We start from the raw sequence: 23,175 nt of genomic DNA on the forward strand, positions 1-23,175 counted from the left end.
GAGTTTTTGCTCAATCCTTACCTCTTGGATGCAGCACTGCAAACCGTGGGTTACTTTACTTTATATCAGCAACAGCCCCTTTCTTTACCCGTTAGCGCTAAAAGAATTGTACTTCTCAAAAGGCTTTCAAACCATGCTTTGGTGTGTACGCAAAAAGTCGGACCACTCAGCTTTCATATTCAAATTTTTGATGAAAATGGAGATTTATGTGTTGTTGTTGAAGAGCTCACGGCACATGTCGTGACACAACATGTGGACAATGACAGACTTTCAGCCAACGTTCAGCAGCTTGTCGGAACAGTCTCTACGCTTGGCGAACAAGTTACAGAACGTGAACAGATACAAATTGGTACAGGAACAGAATCGACTCGCGAATTAATTTATTCTGTTTTTTCCCATCGCTTGAACATGACTTCTGATGAATTACAAAAAATTGGGCAATTCAGTAAGCTGGGATTAGATTCTTTATTGGCCATGGATATTATTTTCGATCTCGAAATTCATTTTGGCAGTCAACCTAAAACTCTTTTATTTGAACATACAACTTTTGATGAGTTGATTGAACATTTTAGTAACAGTCGTGTTAACCACTTTCATGCTACGCCCCGCGAAGTAGATAAGTACGAACCGTTGATGGTTGCATCAGATATAGCCATAATTGGCATGGCCGTAAACTTTCCTCAAGCCCCCGATTTCCCATCATTTATTGACGTCCTGGAAACGGGTAAAAATTGCGTGCAGGCGATTGGCGATCGCAGTTACGGTTATGGGGCCTTGCTTGAAAATGCGAACGATTTTGATGCTTTATTTTTTAATATTGCACCCCATGATGCATTAATTATGTGCCCACAAGAACGGCTTATGTTGCAAAATGCCTGGCATTGCTTCGAAGATGCTGGAATTCAGCTGGATAATCAGGCTCGTTCTGTGGGGGTGTTCATTGGTGCGATGAATAATTTTTATCAATTGGCTGGTTTTGAAAAAAGTTTAAAGGAGCAAAAAACCATACTTGCGAATTCAACTGCAGCGAGTATTGCAAACCGCATTTCCAGTGTCCTTAATTTTACAGGACCAAGTCTAACCCTAGACAGTATGTGTTCTTCTTCATTAACTGCATTGCATTTAGCCATTCAAGCCATTAATGCCCAAGATGCATCAATGGCATTGGTGGGAGGGGTTAATCTCATCAGTCATGATTATAAATATCAAGAACTTTTGCATCGAAATATGTTATCCGCACAAGGGCATTGTGCCAGTTTTGGAGCGCAGGCAGATGGCTATGTTCCAAGTGAGGGAGTGGTCAGTATTTTAATTAAACCGTTACACGCAGCAATTAACGATGGTGATCGTATCCATGCAGTGATTAAAGGCAGCAGCATTGCGCATAATGGCACCAGCTCTGGATATACTGTTCCCAATGCTAATGCCCAAGCAGAAGTGATTAAAAAAGCATTATCAAAATCTGGCTTACAACCTGAAGATATAAGTTATTTAGAGTGTCACGGTACAGGGACGCAATTGGGGGATCCCATCGAAATTAAGGGTTTAAACAAAGTATTTTCTGAACGCGATACTCCTTGTTTTATTGGCTCATTAAAATCAAATTATGGGCATATGGAGGCTGCTGCCGGACTTGCTGGCGTCATTAAGGTGATTGCGCAAATGCAACAGAAAAAGCTTTATGCAAGCCTTCATGCCAATACATTGAATCCTAATATTCAATTACCAGACTCGTTAGTTTTATGCCAAACACCATCGACTTGGTCCCTGCATCAGAAAGACCAGTGTTATTATGCCGGTGTGTCCAGCTTTGGTGCTGGCGGGAGTAACGCCCATGTGATTTTAAAAAGTTATGAGAGTACGATTAAGCCTAATGTTAGCCCATTACCGCGAACGGTATTTCAGAGTAGGCGTTATTTTCATGATCTTGAAAAAAAACCGATGTCAGACACATTGTATGAATATGTTTGGCAGCAGCATCATATACGCATTGATAATGACATAACTCGTCAATGGATTGTATTAAGTACTGAAAGTAATGCTGCAGAAATAAAAAACATTTTGCCGCAGAACGCAATCCACATCATTTATACATCGGAAAATGAAAACGACGGGTATTTCGCTCAAGAGGGGAGAATCGTTACACAACAACAAATCATTGACTTGTTGAATCATGATTTTATTCTTCTGGATTGCTGCAATGATGAGTTAGAGTTAGTTGATCATTTGAGCCTTTTGCAACAGGTTGCTCTTAGTGCAAAAAAGGGCAGCATTTTACAAATTAATAACAAACAATCGCCTGATTTGGATGTGATCAGTTATTTTTTACACTGTATGAATGTTCAAACTATAGGTTTAAAAACGGGCTCATTAGTGATTGACCAGCAGCCCCTTACTACGAAACTTATTCAACAAGAATTAGGCCAATTAAGCCTTCATTTTCATAAGGCTCGATATGTTCAAGGACAACGATTCATTCAAGTATTGCAAACAAAAGAACATAAAAAATCAGCTTCAGCCTCAATTGACTCTGAGAAAGTATACTTAATTACTGGTGGTACTAGTGGTATTGGTGCTGAGGTTGCAAAATGGTTAGCTGTTCGTGGCGTACGCAAATTAATTCTCACTGGCATCACGCCATTGCCACAAGAGACTTTATGGGAGCATTACCTGCATTCGTCTTGTAAGGCAGGAAAAACCATTCAACTCATTAACCAATTAAGAAAACAAGGGTGTGCGGTTTATTACTATATTGGCGATTTAGCTCAAAAGGAATTATTTGTCGCGTTTTTAAGAGTCGTTATGAATCAAAAAGGTAATTGCTCACCCAGCGTAGATAGTGACCAGGGAGTTACTCAAAAAGACCGTTTTGGCTGGATTTTTCATTGTGCTGGAGTAACCCCAACGCAAACCAAGTCGTTTACAGAGCTTACCCAAAATGATTTTATCCGGATGTTTCATCCTAAAAGAGCCGGGCTTGAAGCCTTATGGTCGGCAGTAAGTCCTTATGGTATGGAACGATTAGTCCTTTTTTCGTCGGTATCCAGTGTTTTCCCAGAGCTTGCAACAGGTGTAGTTGATTATGCTTTGAGTAATTATTATTTAAATGCATTTGCCCAAGTGCATTCTGGAAAAGTATTAAGCATTGCCTGGCCTGCATGGAGTGAATTTAGCAAAAATGCTGAGACCAGCAGCAGTTATCAACGGAGCCAACTCGGAAGTTATAAAACCGATGAGGCGCTTGCTTTACTCTCAACTTTATTAGAAAGCGAAACGGTTTCTTCGGTCATTATGCCGAGTATGAATAAGCTTTCTCCAGCAACACCTCGAGCGGATCAGGGTTCATCGATGCAACGAACTATTTCAGATACTTTAAAAATGATCCTCATGGAGGTAATCGGTATCACTGAAGATGAGGTTGATTTGGAGAAGAGTTTTGCCGAATATGGAGTTGATTCGGTTCTGTTAATGACTTTATTAAAAAAGATCGAAGCAGTAATGGGCCTAATGCTTCCTGCCGAAGTGATTATTGAACATCATTCACTTGTTCGATTGGCATCACACATCCAGAAACTAAATGGATTATCACGTGAAGCGTTGAGTAAAACTGAAGCAGTGCACGATCTCCAAAAAAACACGAAAAAAATCGCAGTTATTGGCATGGCATGTCAATTTCCGGGTGCTAATAATGTGCAGGAATTTTGGAATAATTTACTAGAAGGTACCATTTCGGTTACTCCAATTCCTAAGGAGCGAGTCGATCGAACTGAGTATGCTTCTGTTCAGGGCGGTTTTATTCATGAGAATGCATGGGGAGCCGCGCTTGATTTTGGGTTTTCGGAAAAACATCAACACCAAGTTAACCCATTAGTGACTCGTGCATTGGCATTAAGCCAAAAAGCAATCATTGATGCTGGGTTGACACAAGAAACAATTAAAGGAATGAATGCTGGTGTATTTGTGGGAACTCGTGCTGATTTTAGTGCGGATCACGAGATTAATCAGTTTACGATCATTGGTCAGGGACAAAATTTTATTGCAGCGCATATCAATCATTTTTTTGATTTAAGTGGCACTGCTGAAGTGGTTGATACGGCGTGTTCTTCTTCTTTAGTTGCTTTAAATCATGCAGTTTCTGCATTGAAATCAGGAGATATTGAACTTGCTTTGGTCGGAGGCATTGATGGTTTAATCAATACAAAGCCTTTTGCTTTAATGGATGCGGCTAAAGCTTTATCACCTGATTTCAAGTGTCGTCCTTTTGATGTTCGTGCTAATGGAATCGTATTAAGTGAGGGAGGCGGGTTTGTTGTTTTAAAACCTTTGGAACATGCGTTAGCCGATGGAAATAAGATTTATTGTGTTATTGAAGGAATCGCGGTGAATAATGATGGGAATACGATGGGTTATACTACACCCAATCCAAAAGCCCAGCAAAAAGTAATTCAAAAAGCATTAAATAATGCGGGATTAACGCCACAAAATTTAGATTACGTTGAAATGCATGCGACCGGTACCGAATTAGGTGATCCTATGGAGTTGCAAGCATTAACTCATGTTTTGGGAACATCGCATAAAAAATGTGTTGTGGGTGGTGTGAAAGCGAATATTGGTCATACTTTAAGTGCTGCAGGAATGGCTGGGTTTATAAAAGCGGCATTATGCGGTTACCATCACTGTTTAGTGCCTCAACCGGAACCAGTGACGCCCAATCCTCGTTACGATTTTGCCAACGCACCATTATGTTTGTTGGATGAGCCTCAATTTTTAGAGCCTCATCGAACTCATTATTTTGGAGTAAGTGCCTTTGGTTTTGGTGGAACAAATGCTCATGTCGTTCTCTCAAGTATGATGCAACAAAATTCTGTCGTTTTGCGACATGAAGAACAGTATTCAGAAACAATGGATGAATTTTTTGATGTCGAATGTATTTAAAATTAAATTAACAGCTGATAATTATTTGGTTGCCGATCACCGTATTGATGGGATACGCGTGCTACCTGGTATCGCCTATTTGGATATTATTTCTCGCTGTTTCGAATCTGAGTACTACGAGCTCACCCAAGTCACCTATCCTCATGCAGCCAAGGTGCTTGAGGGTGAAACGATTATTTTGTCTGTTGTTTATGATTCACAACACCAAGCTGTGGAAATTTATCATCAAGAGAATGATAAAAAAATTATCCATTTTAAAGCAGCCATAGCGTTTAAAAGACCCGATTTACCTGAATCGATTGTATTACAAACTGCTGAGACACCAATTCATTCAATGAATACTCTATACAGTTTAGCCCGTGCTTCATTTATTGAGCATGGTGAGTTTATGCAGGTTAGTGGAACCACACAAATCAATGCATCATCGATTGCGATGAAATTGACTCTTAGCGCCAAGGCTCATCCTTATTTATCGCGCTTTTATTTACATCCATCCTTATTGGATGGTGCTACGTTTGCTATAGCCGCTCTGCATTTTGATCAAGTGGCACATGCGGGGCCTGATGTGAGTTATTTACCTTTAGGAATTGATCGGGTGAGTGTATTTGCGCGAGTGACAACGCCCACTTTAATCGTTAAGGCTGAAGTGATACCAACTCACCACGAGTCGTTAATTAAATGTCGAATTCATTTATTGACACCTGATGGAGATTTAGTAGTGGCTCTTGAAGGATTAACCAATAAGCGATTTCAGCGCAAGCAGTTTGCGCAGCAAGTCATTCAGAATCCTAGGGACTCACAGCAAATTGTTTCCGGAGATACTCAGAACAAAATTATGGCGCTGATAAAGAATAACTTACAGGACGCGCCTGCAGTTTTACCGCCAAATGTTTCTTTTTTTGATCTGGGATTTGATTCCAGTAGTTTAATTGCTTTAGTCGATGTATTGGAAAAACAATTTAATTTGGACCTCTATCCTACTTTATTGTTTGAACAAAATACTTTGGAAAAATTAACAGCATATATTGATTCTCATGGCGCTTCTGCAGCATCTTCCAACCGGGAAATTTCTTTAAAAAATGCTGATTATGCACTTTATGTTCCAACAAGAACTAAAATAAATCGGGGTAGCAATAACAAGCAAGTAGTGGTTATTAATGATCAGTTTAACTATGAGCAGGCACTTGACTTTTTGCAGGAGAAAGCAAAAGCGGCTTGGATAATTTACGATACCCGTTATCATCAAACCGAGCTTGATTTGCAAACTATTTTAAATCAACTCGCAGAAACTTTTTCCAAATTTGTCCGTTGGTCGCAAGATGCCTTACCTCTTGTTGTTATCAGTTTATCTTCGAAACATCCGAATTTAATTCAATCTGTCTCTGCTTTTTTTTCTTGTCTCGTTAAAGAATATCCTCATCTCAATTATTCGATTTTAGTGAGTGACGCGTGTGTTAAGGATCCTGTTGGCTATTTGGCAAATAGAAATGAATGTGTTTATCTTCACCAAGACCATTTTTATGCTAAAAGTTATATCAAACTCGATTCTCCATTGATCCATTCGTCTATCAAAAAAGGGGGAAGTTATTTAATTGTCGGGGGTAATGGCGGATTAGGTCGTTTACTCACTCATTATTTGATTGAAAAATATCAAGCCCAGATTTATGTGATTGGTCGCAGTGAGCCAATTGTTCCTGATGCGCGTGTGACCTATTACCAATTGGATGTAAGCGATGTTGAAGCAGTCAATGAGTTTTTCAACACCCATAATTTCCATATAGATGGTTTGTTTTATTTAGCAGGTGAAAAACATGATTGTTTGCTCATGAATATTCGACCAGAAGATATTGAGAAAACACTGCGTTCCAAATTGGAGGGTTTGCGTGTTATTCACCATGCATTACAACATAATTCACTTGATTTCTATTGTATTTATTCTTCTTTATCAGCGGATATTGGTAATCTTGGACAAAGTATTTATGCCGCGGCCAATGCTGCTTTAAATGCCTATGCTTGTGAACAAGAACAATTACGTCTCACAGGAAAGCATACCTCTCGATTTATTAGTATCAGTTGGCCTTATTGGTTAGAGGGGGGGATGGAAATCAACCCGCGTCAATTACAAAAACTTAAAGAAGAATATGGAACTTTACCTTTAGAAACACGTAATGCTTTTGTTTTATTAGAACAGGCATTGAGCGCTCATGTTCCACATGTAGTGATTGCTAATTCGTCTTTGTTAGCTCATCGAATCGTCAAATCGAATGATTATCGATTCAATCAATTATCTCAATCTGAGCCACCTAGCTCTTATGGAGCACACATCAAACAAAACAATCGTCATCCTGAATCCAGTGGAGGATCTTCTGAAAACAAGGAGATGTATCACTACGTTCGAGATGACCTACGTCTTTTAGAGTCACCTGAAGTCGCTGAGCAAGACATAGCGATTATCGGAATTTCATTACAATTACCTGATGCTGAAAATTTAGAAGCGCTTTGGAATAACTTGAAAACGGCCAAAAGTTCAATTAGGAAAGTACCGAGGAAGTGGCATTATACTCCTTATCCCTGGGGTGGGTATTTGGAAGATATTGCTGGTTTTGACCCTTTATTTTTTAATATCTCGCCACGAGAAGCTGAATTAATCGATCCGCAAGAACGTTTATTTTTGGCCAATGCTTGGCATTGTCTCGAAGATGCAGGTTACGCACACATTAAAGAGAAAAAAATGGGTGTTGTTGCTGCATCAATGTTTCATCTGTATCAAAATTATGGTGTGGAACAAGGTCAGCAAGAGCCCGACTTAAAGCGCCCACAATCTTTAGGCGCAAGTATTGCAAATCGTGTTTCTTATACGCTGAATTTAACAGGCCCAAGTTTTTCTCTCGATTCCATGTGTTCTTCTTCATTGACTGCCATTGATTTAGCATGTCGTTATTTGGCTAATGATGAAGTAGATGCCATGTTAGTTGGTGGCGTCAATCTCTGTTCTCATCCCTATAAATTATCATCCTTGGTACAAAGTAAATTCTTATCTTCAACAGGTAGAAGCGCACCATTTCAGGAATATGCCGATGGTTACGTACCCGGGGAAGGAGTTGTTGTTCTTCTTTTAAAGAAAGCAAAGAAGGCACTCGAAGATGGTGATTCCATCTATGCGTTAATTAAAGGATTAGCGTTGAATCATGGAGGTATGAGTAGCGGATTTACCGTACCTAATGCTCAAGCCCAAGTGAAAGTGATTCAACACGCTTTGACCAACGCAAAGATTAGACCAGATCAAATCGATTATATTGAGGCACATGGAACCGGAACATCTTTGGGGGACCCTATTGAACTTGCTGCACTAAAGGAAGTATTTGGTAACCGTTCTGCAGAGAATCCCTTATATGTAGGATCTATAAAAAGTAATTTGGGGCATTTGGAATCTGCTGCTGGCATGGCCGGCATTGCTAAACTCATTGCGCAATTCCAAGCTCAGGCATTAGCTCCTTCAATTCATGCTTTGCCATTAAATCCAAGATTAAATATCGATGACGTACCGATTAAGATATGTACTGAATTCGTACCTCAGCAAAAACTTCGTTTTGCTGGTTTGAGTAGTTTTGGTGCAGGTGGGAGTAATGCGCATTTAATTTTACAAAATTTCTCCCATAACCTTTGTGTAAGGTCCAAAACACACTATAAAAAACAAAATTATTGGTTCTCACATTCAGAAAAAATGATGCCCTATTGCTTTCAGTTGGATAGGGAGCTTTGCGCATTGGAGCCGATCGCTAAGTTTGAGGAGATTTGTCAATTAGATAATGGTTCTCAACAGATGTTTTTTAACCAAGCAACGTCCGGCATTCCGTTCAATAAAGTAGCAATTTTTCTTGCCGTAGCAGACAAGGGATTGGATCGTCTTATTGGATTACTCAATCAATGCATCTCTGAAAATCCTGAGGTTCAATTTATTTTTATTCATCAAAGTCAGAGTCATTGGATGGAGTTACATGCATTCATGATGTCTATGCCCAAGCTGCTCAAGCATTATTACAAGAATATTTTGATTCCTCATTTAACGAGTTTATCAAGTTCTGAAGTGGTGAATATCGTAAGTAACGAAGCACATCAGCCCGACCATCGAATGATTAAGTATGATAAGACCAGATCTACTTTTGCTTTAAACTTAATTAAAACGAATAATCAATCATTACCTTTATTCCCTGGAGCACGAGTTGTAGTATTAGGTGGTTTGGGCTCTATTGGCTATCAATTTTGTCAGACTTTAATTGGTGTTGGCATTTCTCAGTTTGATATTATTGGACGAAGTGAGCTTGATTCCAAACGTCAACACATGATTGATGCTTTAAAAGGACAAATTCATTACATCCAACATGATTTTTCAAATCCGTATCCTACTGATTCTTCTTATGATGTCATAATTAATTGTCTTGGGATTATGCCTGGTAACAGTGCAAATGAAGTAGCACAACGACAACCACTTCATTTTCATTTAAGCCAATTCATTCAATGCCATCATCCCCAAAAATTAATTAGTATTTCCTCCTTGTCTGCTTTAGCTGGATTTAGCAAGCAAGTAGATTATGCAATTTATAACGCCTCTTTGCTGGGATTAAATGCCTACTGTAAAGAGCATGTGTATGTTTACTTACCCTTTGTAATGACGAAGTCAACTCAGTCATCGGATGAGTTGAACTGGTTAGCATGGAGTAGGGACAATCAAGGTTTAGAGCCGTTAAGGGCAGAAGACTTAAACCTTATTTGCCGGCAGTTATTAACTTTACCAGCCGGTGAATACATCCCGTTTCAGGGAAACCCCAAGCAATTTCATCAGTATTTAACTCAAGAATGTTTTAATGTTCCTCTGCAAAAATTACAGCAAGGGCGTTCCTGGAATAAAGATCATTCTTTACATGAACTAATCGAATCAATCTTAGGGATTTCCGCTCATCACATTAAATCGGAACAGACTTTCTATCAATTGGGATTTAATTCATTGACCCTCACTGAATTAACGGATGCAATAAGCAAACACTATGACATGCAAATAAATCCCAATCAATTTTTTGAATTCGAGACGATAGGAAAATTAGAGGAATATGTAACTACTCACTCCTCACTCAAACCTACGTTACTCAAACCTACGTTCCGCGGCTTGTCCGCGGAATCCAGTGATGAGGTTAGAACTGTGGATCCCGCGGACAAGTCGCGGGACGTCAATGAGGGGAGAGCAATTACAAAAAGCATTTCTGTTTCTTCCCCATTAAATGCCCTGGAGCCAACGTTATCAAATGTTGCTATTTGTGGTTATTATTGTTCTTTTGCTCAATGTCCTAGCCCAGAAGACTACTGGTACGCCTTATTAGCAGGGAAAGATTGTACCCAGATGCCTCTGCAGACGCGTTTTGATAATAGGAAGAATGACTCAATTAAGATGGGCTTTATTAACCATGTTGCAGATTTTGATTTTGCGTTCTTTGATCTGAATTTGGAACAAGCAAAATATATGGATCCTCAGCAACGAAAGTTATTAGAGCTTTCCTGGCATATATTCGAGCAAGCAGGTGTTTCACCGATCTCTTTGAAAGGTAAAAGCATCGGTGTGTTTGTTGCCATTCAATTTGATGACTATGCGCGCTTATTGGATCGCAGTCAGTTAAGTAGTCTTTACCAAATTACAGGTTGCGCCAAGACCTTTGCTGCAAATCGAATTTCACAGTTTTTTGACTTCCATGGGCCAAGTGAAACCATCGATACTGCATGTTCGAGCAGTTTCTCCGCTTTAAATCGTGCAGTACAGGCAATTAAGCAAGGTGAATGCGAGTCCGCTCTTGTTCTTGGTGTTAGTTTGCTTTGCGATGTAAAAACACTTGAATTAACTGCTCAGTTAAATGTTCTTTCTTCAACGAATGAATGTCGACCTTTTGATGCCCAAGCCAATGGTTATGTGAAAGGAGAAGGCTTGGCTGGTGTTTGGTTAGTCGGAGAAGATTTGGCTGTAACGCAAAAGTTACGTATCGAAGCCAATATAAAAGCAATTCAAGTCAATCACGGTGGGCATTCACAATCATTGACCGCACCTAATCCTTTAGCGCAAAAACAATTGCTATCCCAAGTATATCAGAATGGAATATCAATTGATGAAATCGATTATTTTGAAGCACATGCTACGGCAACTCATTTAGGTGATCCTATTGAATTTTCAGTCTTAAATGAGTTGTTCTCATCACGAGTAAAACCACTTTATATTGGTTCAGTAAAGAGCAATATTGGCCATACAGAACCTGTTGCAGGACTTGCCGGTGTGATTAAAGCATTGTTGATGCTCAAACATCAAATGATTCCACCGCAGGTAAATTTTCAGGAAGTTAATCCTTTCATTCGACTTGCAGAGAGTCCATTCCATATTGCCAGTCAAGCCGAACCGGCTTTTTTATCCACGATCGCAATTAATAGTTTTGGTTTTGGTGGCAGTAATGGTCATTGTGTTTTAGCGCACAATAACCCTTTGCCAGAACAACTACCTAATTTATCTTATATTCCAATCAAATTGTCTGCAAAGACTGAAGATGCTCTAGAAAAAAAGACAGAGCAGCTTCTGGATTATTTAAGTGCTTTGAACAACAACATAAGCCTGACTCAATTAAGCTTTACCCTAAATGTAGGAAGAGCTGATTTTGCTTGTCGTAAGTTCTTTATTGTGGAAAACCTTGATGATTTGATAGAGCAATTAAAATATGGTTCTGATTCAATAACCCCTCTATATAACCATACTTTAAGCGAAGAAACTCTTCTCGAATTACAGCAGTTACCCAATCAATTAAAAGATTATTTGAATAAGCTTGCCTATGCCTATCAAGAGGGACAACTGATTAATTGGCAACGCATTTATAAAGGAATTAATGCCATTCCCCTTGCATTACCTGTTTATCCTTTTGCAACTCATTATTGTTGGTTTGAAGAGCAAGAGCAGCTAAAATCAATCAATAAAGACCTAAGGTCTATAGAATGTTATGAACCAATTTGGAGCAAGAAAAAGGTTGCGTTCCTTGAGCTTGATAGCTATCGGTATGTCGCTATTTTTTTGACAAGGGCGCAAGAGCTATTAGTAAAAAATGCAGTACAACAAACACAATATAAAGGACTTATTTATTTTGTATATGTCGATGATACAGATTCAGTAGAGCAGGGCATGCAATGGTTGAAAGAACACTCTTGCGAATTGATTTATTACTTTGCAGGGATGTGTGACCAAGAGATCAATCCTGATTCCTTGCTTTATTCTCAACGCTATGGGATGGCTGGCTTTTTAAATTGTATTAAAAAGTTGGACGAACTGGCTTATAGTGAAAAACCCTTAAAAATCTATGTATTCAGCAACAATGCTTATGGACTAAAGCAATCGACGATTAATCCCTATGCAGCAAGCCTACATGGTTTAGCTCAATCCTTAAAAAAGGAATACCCATCCTGGTTTATTGAATGCATTGATCTTGCGGGCAATACAATTATCCCTCAAGCGTTTACTGTGTCCTATCAAGGCCAAGCTTATCCTTTAGTTTTGGCAGATGATGGAGTATGGCATCGACAGCTTAAAGCACTGAATCTCTCTTTAAATCATTCGATACCGAGTCATGAAGTGATTGTGCTTATTGGTGGAGATGGCCAAGTAGGAAGATACTTGGTTCCTAAGTTTATTGATCGTCAACCGCGAGCGCTATTTATAGCCAGTCGTAACACGGTGCCAAGGACAGAAGGAATACTGCACTGGCGAAGAGTAGATTCTACTGTTGCCGATGAAGTGGAGTCTTTAATTGACGAGGTGATTCAAAATTATGGAGCAATAGATTGTCTTTATCATTTGGGTGCTTCTTATGCAGAATCCCCAATCAATTTATTAGGCTATGAAGACTATTTGATGCAGATGGGGGCTAAGGTATTAGGAACTTATCATTTGATCAATGCGTCTCGTCGCCACGAAGTGAAGCACATTGTAATGACATCCTCAGTGCAAGTTTATACACAAAATAAAAACAGGGGTGGTTATTCAGCAACATGTTTTTATGCTGATGCATTAATTAATGCATTGCATTCCGAGAAAATAAAACTGGTTCATTGGGGATTTTGGCAGCAAGAAGATGAAGCTGCAAATCAACTAATGCTGGCTTCTGGTATTTCACCAATCACCGCAGAACAAGGTGATTACTCACTGCAATTAGCAATATCCTCGAATCAATCCAACCTGAGTTTTTTCAATGTTTCAGAATCAGTTAAAGCGATGATGCCGATTTTTTGCGATGCTTTGGCTCAGGAGACTGAAGAATTACTCCTGTTTAATCAAGGATTACGTGAGTTAGAACATTTTTGTTTTCATTTAATGAAGCATCACTTACTGACCCATGGTGTTGTTTGGAGTCAAAATTATTTGGGGCAAGGAGTATGCAAGGATTATGAAAAATACTATTTTGCATTGATCAACCGCTTGAAAGATTTTGAGCAGAAACATGTTCCTGAAAATAAAAATCAAGTTAAATCTGATGCTGAATTGCTGCAAGACCATGTGCAATTAATTAAAAAATACCCACAAATTAAACCTTTTATTCAGTTACTTACAGTGTGTGCGGCACAGTTTACTGAAGTGGTCACAGGACAAAAAACCATACATCAAGTCATGTTTCCTTTTGGACGAGATGATTTGGTCCGTGCTATTTATCAAAAAAATCTTTTGGCAAGCCATTACAATCAAGCCATTGCTTCCATAGTTAAAGAAATCGTTGCTACACGTCATCATCGAGTTGATGTTCTTGAATTAGGAGGGGGGACTGGTGCTACTACGGAAGCAGTATTAACTCAATGTGCACATCAGATTCATTACACGTTCAGTGACATCAACCCTCAATTTGTTGCTCAGGCTAAAGACAATTTCTCTGAGTATGCTGGTGTAGAAACGTGTACTTTAGATATCAATAAACCTGCGATGAGCCAACAATTTGATCTCATTATTGCAAGTAATGTATTGCATACGGCAGATGATATTCGTCAATGTCTGATGAATATTATTCCATTACTTCGTGATGAGGGAGTGCTTATTATCAATGAAGCAACTGAAAACAGTTTATTCCTTGCATTTACCTTTGGCTTATTTAAACAATGGCATTCCCAAAAAGATGAATACCGTATTTCCGCGAGTGCTTTGCTCAATGCGCACACCTGGCAAAAACTACTCCTCGAAATGGGGTTTGCAGTGGATGACTATGCGATGCCCAAAGAAATCAATCAATCGATCTTTATTGCAAAATTAAAAACACGACTTAGTTACAAAGAACGGATACAAGAAACGTTGATTCCTCAAAAGGAAACCCCGTTGATTTTACCTAAAATTGCAGGCACAGATAATGAGTTATTGACACTTTTAGCCAGACATGTAAATTGCGCTACCGCAAATTTAGATTTAAATAAATCATTAACAGATTATGGTTTTGATTCATTAGCGGCAATTCATTTGGCAGAACAAATTAAATGTGAGTTAGAGATCAACATTTCACCTACCGTATTACTTGAAAATGTTTCTTTATCACAACTTATTAATACTATTGAAAAGAAAAAGGAAGCGGTTTTATGTTAAGTAACGAAGAATACACTGAAGTGAGGAAGTCACTGAACTTTAAACGGCGATTGACAAAAAGCCTCGGTTTTCTGATTGCTGATATGGTGTTGCTTTATGCTGCTGTTGTTTTTTTAGGGAAGAACAGCTTATTTTTTTATTGCTTAGGGGAAATTTGCCTGGCGATTTTATTTCTACATAATTTCATTTTACTCCATGAGTGCGGCCATAACACTTTATCCAGTAAATCTTGGTTTAATGCAGTCCTTGGTCATTACAACAGCATTTTTTGTTGCATGCCTTTCTATCCATGGAAAATCATTCATGAAGAGCATCATAAATGGACTGGGCATATTGATAAAGATCCCGTATTCGAATTATTGAAACAAGCAAAAATAAGTAAGAAGCTACCCTGGATCTTTCATTTAGGGTGGAGAACTTTTATCCCTTTAAATGTGTTTTTTTTGCATCTCGTTTATTGGACTTATCCACTGAAGCTCTTAAAGCAAAAAAAATTATCTCGAATGATGTTCCGACAATGTTTGTTCTCAGTACTCTTTTTGTTTTTTACTTATGTACTCTTGAAGTGGTGTTTCCCTAACTTTTTAACGTTTAAAAATCTATTTCCAGCGATTTTGTTGTATGGGGTACTTTGGGAAACGTTGTCAACACCACAGCATTTAGGTTTGGAACCCACGCAACATCGACCTACATTAAAAGAACATGCTTTAACAACCCGTAGTACCTGGTTTCCACGATGGTTGCAACATTATTTATTTTTAAACTTTGGTTATCATGTGGAACACCATTTCTTTCCGGCCTTGCCCTGGCATGAATTGGAAAAAGCACATTTGAAAATTAAACCCTTGTTAAACAATGAGTATCAAATGGTAACGGGGGGCGTTTGGAACATTCAAATGCGTCGCCAGAATATGGAGAAGGCGATTGGAGTCCATAATGATTAAGGTTTCGGAAAACAATGATCTCGAGTTTCCAGCGCTTGAGGCTGCATTGTGTTTGGAGAAACAAATAGTTGTTGGCACTTTTACGACAGAAGATCGGACTCTGGGGCACTACATTGATTATTTAGATTCAGCGATTTCTTATGTCACTTTATGTGCAAAAAGGGATGCCAGCTTGGTGTTATGGGATAGTAGTGCACTGGTTGAACATTGTGCCGACCATTTTATTTTAAATGTTCATTTAAAATTGTCTTTTGACGATGTAGCACTATTTTTTGATGTGAAAAAATTAGAGCTATGGTGCGCACAAAATCGTATTACTTTACATAAAACTAGAGATGAAGCGCATTTAACTAATTATTTTAACCTGTTTGATACCCATCGCATCACAGGTGAACTGATGGTATCTCCAGTTCTTTATTTTGCTAAAAATCCATTGGTTAGTCTTCAAGCAGATGAGGAGCTGATTTCTCGGTTATTTAAGCTCAAGCCCATTGTATTAGCAGTCAAAAAAAATCAGATCATTTGTTTTGATAAGTATCATTATCAAATGGCGTATCACCCTGATTTTAATTTTATACGAGTTCATGATGTACATTGAAGTGATTAAAACGCAACGATTTAAATTTATAAATTATTGCCCCGTTGTTGTGGATAGTGAAAATAATACCTGTATTTTTATAGATCCTTCATGGGAAAAAAAGAAATTTCAGGATTTTGTAACCCAAAATAATTTACGGGTCATTGCGATATTATTAACGCATCATCATTTAGATCATGCGCATTTGGCGAATTATTTTGCCAAATATTACCGATGTCCTGTGTATATGAGCAGTACAGAGATTGCATATTATGAATTTAAGTGCCATAACCTTAAGCCGATTTATCCTTTACAAAACACAATTACTATTGAGCGTTTTCCTAGCATTATTATCCATCAAACGCCGGGCCACACTTTTGGGGGGCTTTGTTTTCAAATCGATAACGCGCTCTTTACAGGTGATACTTTATTTAATGAAGGTTGTGGTTTTTGTCATAGTAAAGGTGGGGATGCAGGCATAATGTTTGATTCCCTGAATTATCTGAAAAAAGTGATTCCCGATGAAGTGCTTGTATATCCAGGACATCGTTATCATCATGATTTGGGACAACGTTTTGTTGAAGTAAAAAAAATGAATATTTATCTAAACATTGAAGATCGCAATGAGTTTATTGATTTTCGTTCCAGAAAAACTAAAGGCTTATTAAATTTTAGGTGAGTTTATGAGTGTATTATTATTTCCTGGCCAAGGTTCACAATTTAAAGGAATGGGACAAGATTTATTTAAATTATTTCCCGATGTTGTTTCTGAAGCAAATCAGATACTTGGTTATGACCTGGAGCAAGCTGTATTGAGTGACGTGATGAATCAAACTTTATATACTCAACCACTCATTTATTGTATTTCCATAATGGCATGGCTTGCTAGAAAAGCCGAATTAAAAGTGGATATGGTATTAGGACATAGTTTAGGTGAGTATGCAGCACTTTATGTGGCCGAAGTTTTTGATTTTGCTACTGGACTAAGAATCGTTAAGCGACGTGCGGAATTGATGAATGAAGCTAAAGAGGGAGCTATGGCGGCAATAGTTGGAATGAGTGCGGCTAAAATTGAAACGATTATCAAAGAAAACCAGCTGCCATTAGTGATTGCTAATTATAATGCTCCCATGCAAACCGTGATTTCAGGAACAAAGGAATCGGTCGATGCCAGTGCCAAATTATTTGTTGAAGGACGTTTTATTCCCTTAAAGGTTAGTGGAGCATTCCATTCTCCTTTGTTGCAAGCCGCTGCTGAAACTCTTTATTCCTATCTCAAACAATTTCAGTTTCACCAGCCCCGATATCCGATCATACTCAATGCTACTGCACGAGCACAGGTTGATTGTTCTATCGACATGCCTCAATTACTGAGCCAACAGTTAGTGAGGCCTGTATTTTGGCATCAAAGCATCGAATATTGCCTGGCTTTAGGGTATTTGGATTTTATTGAGCTTGGGCCAGGCAAGGTACTTACTTCATTGTTGGATGGGATTCTTAACGATCCAGTAATAACAGGTGCCGTCAACTGATTCTAGGGGTTCAGTTATTTGATGTTGTTTACGGTACTCGTCCACTGCTCGCTGGCATTCTGTAAAGCCACCATAATCATCAATAATGCAAATACCATTTTGCGATAACTTTGGGTATAAAGCGTTGAGTACGTCCAATGTTGATTGATAAAAATCAGCGTCAATACGTAAAAGTGCAATATGTTCAATTTTATCTTTCATTACGGGTAAGGTATTTTTAAACCATCCAGGCATTAATTTTATTGACTCATCATAAAGATCATACCGTTTAAATGCTTCGAGGAGATCGTGATGAGAAGTCGATATTAAGGATTCCTTTTTTATATAGGTTAACGAATTGGCGAGAGCAAAGATCTTATTTAAGGTTGTTTTGTCGTATTGTTCATTAGGGAAGGCTTCCATAATATGATTAGCTAAACGCTGTTGGGATTTCTTTGGAAGTAATTTTCTAATTTTTAATAAGCTCTTAAAGCGTATTAATTTAGAATAAGAAGTAACGAGTTGGCTTGACTCTGGGAATAGATCCGCACCCCAAACATTCCGTGAGGTTGTGTTGGGTTCCTCATAAACATTCAGACACGCTTTTAAATACAATAAAGCGCCACCTCGCCAACATCCGGCTTCAACAATATCACCATTAACATGATTACTTGTAATATATTTAATTGACTGTTCTATATTATCTAATCGTTTGGGACCAATGAGCGTCCTAACTTGTCCATTAGTCATAAATGATTTAAACGCTTTTGTTGTAGCAATATTAAATTGCCAGTGTTCTGGTTGAGACGTGTCTAAAGAACCCGTGAGTGATTTTTTAATTACGGTTAAGTATTTTTCCGCGATTTCTGGTTGTAAGTTCATCATAATCCCTAAGGTAGGCTAGAAGAAAAATAAAATTGCCGATTAAGGATGAGTCTATGCTTCATGTACTATTTCCCTAAGTGTTAATGACCAAGTGGTGAATCTAAAATGTTACGCATTATACCTATCAACTGACAATTTTGTATCTGATAAGATGTATTTTAATTTTTATTGATTTAAAAGAATTATTTCCAATAAGCTGCTCATTATTGCTTTATAGCGCTCTTGATTGCTCTATGGGGTACACTGAATTATGTTATCGAATGAAAATTGGTTTAATCAAATGAAATCCATTTATTTTTAAATGCTACATCAATAAAGCGATGTAAGCGATCTTTGAAATTAAATGATGTGGTTTGTTATCGATTGGATCAAAAGCTCGTGTGTTTGATTCACTTCAACGTCAGTAGTTAAATCAATAAGTCAAGATTATCTTTTAATTCTGTTGAGATATTCTGGGTACCAATCTTGGTACCCGATTTAAAACGTAATTCTTTGATACTATTGGTTACTAACCACTCCTTTTGCCCCCCCGGTTAAAAACTGGTTTTAACCGGACAGTTTTTTCGTCTCTTCCTGATGATCTTGTTTTTGCTCTTGTTTTTCTTTTCTTATTTTTTTAAACAGATTGGTCCTATCTCTACATACTGGTCCCTCTTCAGTTTTATTCCGTGATGAAACCAAAGTCTCTTCTTGCTCCGATGTTGCGAAAAATGAAATCCTTTTGAGCATTTCTTCACATTTATTTGGGAACAGATTAAGAAAATTCTGGTTATTTTCTCGTCTTGCTACCTCTAGGGCACTATCGACTGCATTAGTTTGGAGCTGACGAGCTTTGAGTAACTTCACTATTTCCAGTGCTGCCGGGTCGCATCGTTGGGCCAGTAAATGTAATGCTGTTTCTCCCTTAGTATTTTGAGCATTAATGTCGGCACCTTTTTCAATCAGAAACTTAGCCATTTGTAAGCTTGTCTCTTGCTCTTCCTGAGAATCGCCAGAATTTGCGTAGAGTATCGCTAAATGCAAAGGGGGATAACCGCCACTCGGTTTATTAATATTTTCCGCTAACGTTTCTGCGTTACGTCTTTGTTTCCAGATATCAATTTGGCCTCGTTTAATGTCTTGATGTAAGCGGGTGTCCTCTTCCCAGGAGTGCCATTGGTATTTCTCAGCATCTCGGAGGGATTTTAATTGATCTTTCATAGCCGCTAGATCTTCCTTTAATATCTCAATTAATCCCACCATCTCTTTTTGTAGTTCAACTACTCTCTGAGATTCGAGGGGGTGTATAATCCTATACTCCGATTTGTGTTTCGTCCTCTGCATGCCAACAAAAATTTCATCGGAGCGTTCTCGAACTCTCGTGTTGATCACCTCCAGTTTACCTAAATCTGCTTTTTTTATTTTAAGCGCTAATATTTGAGACTTATGTTTTGGTAACAATTGCTGTATTACTAAATGCATTTGAGACATTATTTTCAGTGACTTGAGTTGGACTAAATCCTGTTTACGTGCTTTTTCTTCTACGGCTTTATAAATTTCCGCCTCGTTGGAGTCCTCAATTTTATTCCCTGCCAGGCTCTCAAGAAGCCCCCCAATAGACTTACTTTTTTTCTTCAGGGACTTGGTTGCTAGTGAGAGTGCGGATTCAGAGTTTCTGTCTTTAATATAGACATCCGCGTATTGACAAACCGCTTTTACTGCATTCGTTTCCTTATTATTAATCAAAACGTGTAAGAGAGTATTTCCATTTTTATCTTTGACATTAGCTAAGCGCGGTTTATCCTGGAGTGGAGCAGCTTTTATTTCTCCTAGCAATTCATCCCTTACTTTTTTTTCATTAAAATCCATTGAACCAAAATTTTTTATTTTGTTTTTAACGCTTGCTTCCCTTTCTTTTGCTAACCTTTCCTCTTCTAATCTTTCTTTTGCTGACATTTCTTGCGCGTAGAATTCGTCATTATCTTCTGCCAACTCCGCATTGCCATCTACTGTCGAAGTCTGCTCTGCCAAGGTTGATGTGCCTTCTTCCTTCTCGGTTCGAGAGGTGATTAATCCCTCTTTTACGAGCCTGGTATATATTTCCTGATCCTCTGCAGGTGAAACTTCCGCAAGAAACAGTTTTCCTTTTTCGGTTGCAAAAGTTGGTTTGTCAATTTTTGCTCCAGAAAGAATCAATAAGCGAACTGCATGAAGATGATTATTCTCTAATGCTAATTGCAGTGGTGTCTTACCTTCTGCATTTTCCTTATTGATTGGGTTACTCACAAAAAAATCAATTGGATTACTCATGAGTTTGCTTAGGCTACTTTTTTCCTGATTAGATAGTTCTTGAATTTGTTTAATATCTCCACTCTTTGCAGCTAGGTGAAAAAAATTATTTCCAGCACTATCCTGTTTGCTTAAATCAAATTGAGGCCGTTGTTCTTTTAACTTTTGAATAATGATTTCAAAACTGTCTCTTTTCTCTCTTCTATTAGGTTCTTTAGCCTCGGAGTATCTTTTATAGGCGAGGAACAACAGAGTATTAAATTGAGCCGTAGCCTGGGTGTGAGCGTTTCTCTCTATTAAATCGTCTATTAATAAATTAACAACCGTTGCTTTTTCCTGTAAAACGGCTGAATCTAAAGGGGTATGCCCGGAAGCGTTAGGAACATTCCACTCCAGCTTTTTAGTTTTTAAGTCACTGAGCAATAGGTTAAGAATTTCAAGATTTCCTTTTGAAACAGCTACATGTAAAGGAGTATTCCCTTTTTTATTTTTAAAATTACTGTCCTTATCGCTGAGCTTATCCAACAACATGCCAACCATTTCAGGTTTTTCCCCTGAAGCGGCAAAATGCAAGGGGGTATTACCGTCTTTATTTTTAGAGTGCCATGGCTCTTCTCTGCCTAACAACAAGCTGGCAGCTCCCACTTCCCCTTGGTGAGCGGCAAAATGTAGGGCATTATTTCCGCTAGAATCTGGGGCATCAAGATGAATACAGTGTTCCATAATTTGCTTAATTTGGTCTAAGTTACCTGTTTTAGCACTTGATTGGAGTTGTAGGAGAAATTGCTTGTTTTGCATTTGAGTTAGATCAATACCTTCTTTTTCCTTCCCATGCTCTTCAATGAGCAGATCTGTGAATGTTTTTTCTTTGTGACTTTCTAACCAGTCTATTTTTTCCTGAAGTCCAGCCACCTCCTTGGTAAAAGCTTCTACGGCAGCTTTCTTTATTACTGCCTGACTTGAAAGTTCATTCCTTTTCTCTGTAAGCTCTTCTATTTGCCTATTCACAGTAACATAGAGGGATTGAGCAACATCATAAAGTTCAGGAGCGTACTGAGACAGTGACTTTGATTGAAGTTTCTTCAACAAAGTGTTCATTTGCTCGTAAGCCTTTGTAAGGGAATCAAAATTGGTGACCTGATTTTTGCTGGCAGCAATCTCCTCTCCTATACTTTTTATACCTTGCAAGCTAGAGCTTAACTTGGCTAATTCGTCATTCTCAGCGATCAGAGTGGCTTGTTTAGCTTGTCTGTCTTTTAATCTATCAGCAAAAAAGAAGCGAATAATCGGTAAACCATACCAAAAGATAGAAGTACTCAGGCTATCTATCTGCCTCTGATTCTTTATGGAAGCAGACCTGATAGCTTTCGTTTGATTCTCTATTTGATTGTTTTGATCATTTAGATCTGATATCAGATGCTCCCAATTTCTATTCTGTCCCATTAGTAAACTTTTTATTTCTTCACCAAGAGTTTCCACTTCTTGTTCGATTTGTTGTTGTTCACTTTTTGCAAATTCACCATACTCAGTGGAACTAAGTTGAGTTTGTTTATTTTTCTCAATGCTTGAATTGACTTGCTGACTCAAGTTCTTCAAATGTTTTTTTAAACCCACTAAAGTATCTTGCATCTGGAATTGCTTAGAGAGCTTATCCAGTTCATCCGAAAGCTTGGCTATTTTTTGCCTTCTTTCTTCTAGGTCCTGTGATGGGTCAAAAGAACGCAATTCTTCTGCAAATTTAAGCGCAGCTTCTTTAAACGCTGCATTAAGATGGTCTATCTCATCAAATATCTTTATAGCATCGTCTAAATCTTGCGAATTATCGAGTAAATTATTTTCTTTTAAAAAGTTAAGTCTTTCATTGTGTTGTGCTTTTAGAATTTCTAATTGAGCCAAGGCGTTTTCCTGATCGGAATAAAATTCTCCATATTTTCTCTCAATTTCTACATAATTTTTATTTACTGCCTTATTTTCGTTCTCTGCCTGCAAACTCAGGTGTGCAACTCGTTTAGAAAATTCTACAATGCGGCTATTAATCTCTTGATATCTTAACTGACTTAATTTCACTGCCTCTAAGCTCATATCAACCAAGATTTCGCCTAATTTTTTAAAATTAGTTAAGTCACCTCCAGAATATATTTTTTCTGCTTGGTCAAAATATTTAAGGTGGACTTGCTCCTTTTGTTTTTCCTCTAATAAAAGTTGTTCAATTTCTTTTAATTCTGTTTCAAGTTCCTGGACCTCTTTACCGTAATTTTTAAGAATCCCTAAATTAATTTTGATATCCACCGGTATTTCTATGTTTCTTATTTCTTTTTCAATTGCGCTTATGTTTTTATTATTACTTTCAACTTGTTCCTGGGCTATATCTCCAATTTGCATCAACACTACGGGACGAGCTAATTCTTCTAAGATGGAAAG

General features: G+C 38.1%; 8 protein-coding genes (1 of these 8 only partly in view). 6 read left to right on the forward strand and 2 right to left on the reverse strand.

All coding sequences use genetic code 11. The annotated features are described in order from the left end of the window. The 6 genes in view from OQJ26_RS18435 to fabD are tightly spaced (at most 4 nt apart) and all read left to right on the forward strand, a layout consistent with a single transcriptional unit that may run on beyond the window. Positions 1-4,935: the 3' portion of a beta-ketoacyl synthase N-terminal-like domain-containing protein gene (locus OQJ26_RS18435; RefSeq protein WP_265705158.1), read on the forward strand. It extends 2,622 nt beyond the left edge of the window; 4,935 of the gene's 7,557 nt are visible here — the last part of the coding sequence; its start codon lies off the left edge, out of view; its stop codon occupies positions 4,933-4,935. After that, a complete protein-coding gene (locus OQJ26_RS18440) occupies positions 4,919-14,569 on the forward strand; it encodes a beta-ketoacyl synthase N-terminal-like domain-containing protein (protein WP_265705159.1) in 9,651 nt (3,216 codons plus the stop codon). Before OQJ26_RS18435 ends, OQJ26_RS18440 begins: the two co-directional genes overlap by 17 nt. Then, a complete protein-coding gene (locus tag OQJ26_RS18445) occupies positions 14,563-15,513 on the forward strand; it encodes a fatty acid desaturase family protein (RefSeq protein ID WP_265705160.1) in 951 nt (316 codons plus the stop codon). Before OQJ26_RS18440 ends, OQJ26_RS18445 begins: the two co-directional genes overlap by 7 nt. Continuing rightward, positions 15,506-16,111: a hypothetical protein gene (locus OQJ26_RS18450; protein ID WP_265705161.1), complete on the forward strand. Its 606-nt coding sequence runs from the start codon at positions 15,506-15,508 to the stop codon at positions 16,109-16,111. Before OQJ26_RS18445 ends, OQJ26_RS18450 begins: the two co-directional genes overlap by 8 nt. Continuing rightward, positions 16,098-16,769, forward strand: coding sequence for an MBL fold metallo-hydrolase (locus OQJ26_RS18455; RefSeq protein ID WP_265705162.1), 672 nt, complete (start codon positions 16,098-16,100; stop codon positions 16,767-16,769). The genes OQJ26_RS18450 and OQJ26_RS18455 overlap by 14 nt, the downstream gene beginning before the upstream one ends. A gap of 4 nt (positions 16,770-16,773) precedes the next feature. Then, entirely contained in the window at positions 16,774-17,622 is an 849-nt protein-coding gene (gene fabD, locus OQJ26_RS18460; RefSeq protein ID WP_265705163.1) for an ACP S-malonyltransferase, read from the forward strand. On the opposite strand, the gene OQJ26_RS18465 is transcribed toward fabD, so the two are convergent. Together OQJ26_RS18465 and OQJ26_RS18470 are read right to left on the reverse strand one after the other, a co-directional pair. Continuing rightward, positions 17,569-18,486, reverse strand: coding sequence for a TylF/MycF/NovP-related O-methyltransferase (locus tag OQJ26_RS18465; RefSeq protein WP_265705164.1), 918 nt, complete (start codon positions 18,484-18,486; stop codon positions 17,569-17,571). The genes fabD and OQJ26_RS18465 overlap by 54 nt on opposite strands. Before the next feature lie 546 nt (positions 18,487-19,032). Continuing rightward, positions 19,033-23,175, reverse strand: a 4,143-nt coding sequence (locus tag OQJ26_RS18470) for an ankyrin repeat domain-containing protein (RefSeq protein WP_265705165.1), incomplete at its 5' end; no start/stop codon positions are given.

It is taken from the genome of Legionella sheltonii (genome assembly GCF_026191355.1).
GTDB classification, from domain to species: Bacteria; Pseudomonadota; Gammaproteobacteria; order Legionellales; family Legionellaceae; genus Legionella; species Legionella sheltonii.

Coding starts and splice junctions, on each gene's coding strand:
- OQJ26_RS18465 (WP_265705164.1), bottom strand. CDS start 18,486: ATGATGAACTTACAACCAGAAATCGCGGAAAAATACTTAACCGTAATT.
- OQJ26_RS18440 (WP_265705159.1), top strand. CDS start 4,919: ATGTCGAATGTATTTAAAATTAAATTAACAGCTGATAATTATTTGGTT.
- OQJ26_RS18455 (WP_265705162.1), top strand. CDS start 16,098: ATGATGTACATTGAAGTGATTAAAACGCAACGATTTAAATTTATAAAT.
- OQJ26_RS18450 (WP_265705161.1), top strand. CDS start 15,506: ATGATTAAGGTTTCGGAAAACAATGATCTCGAGTTTCCAGCGCTTGAG.
- OQJ26_RS18445 (WP_265705160.1), top strand. CDS start 14,563: ATGTTAAGTAACGAAGAATACACTGAAGTGAGGAAGTCACTGAACTTT.
- fabD (WP_265705163.1), top strand. CDS start 16,774: ATGAGTGTATTATTATTTCCTGGCCAAGGTTCACAATTTAAAGGAATG.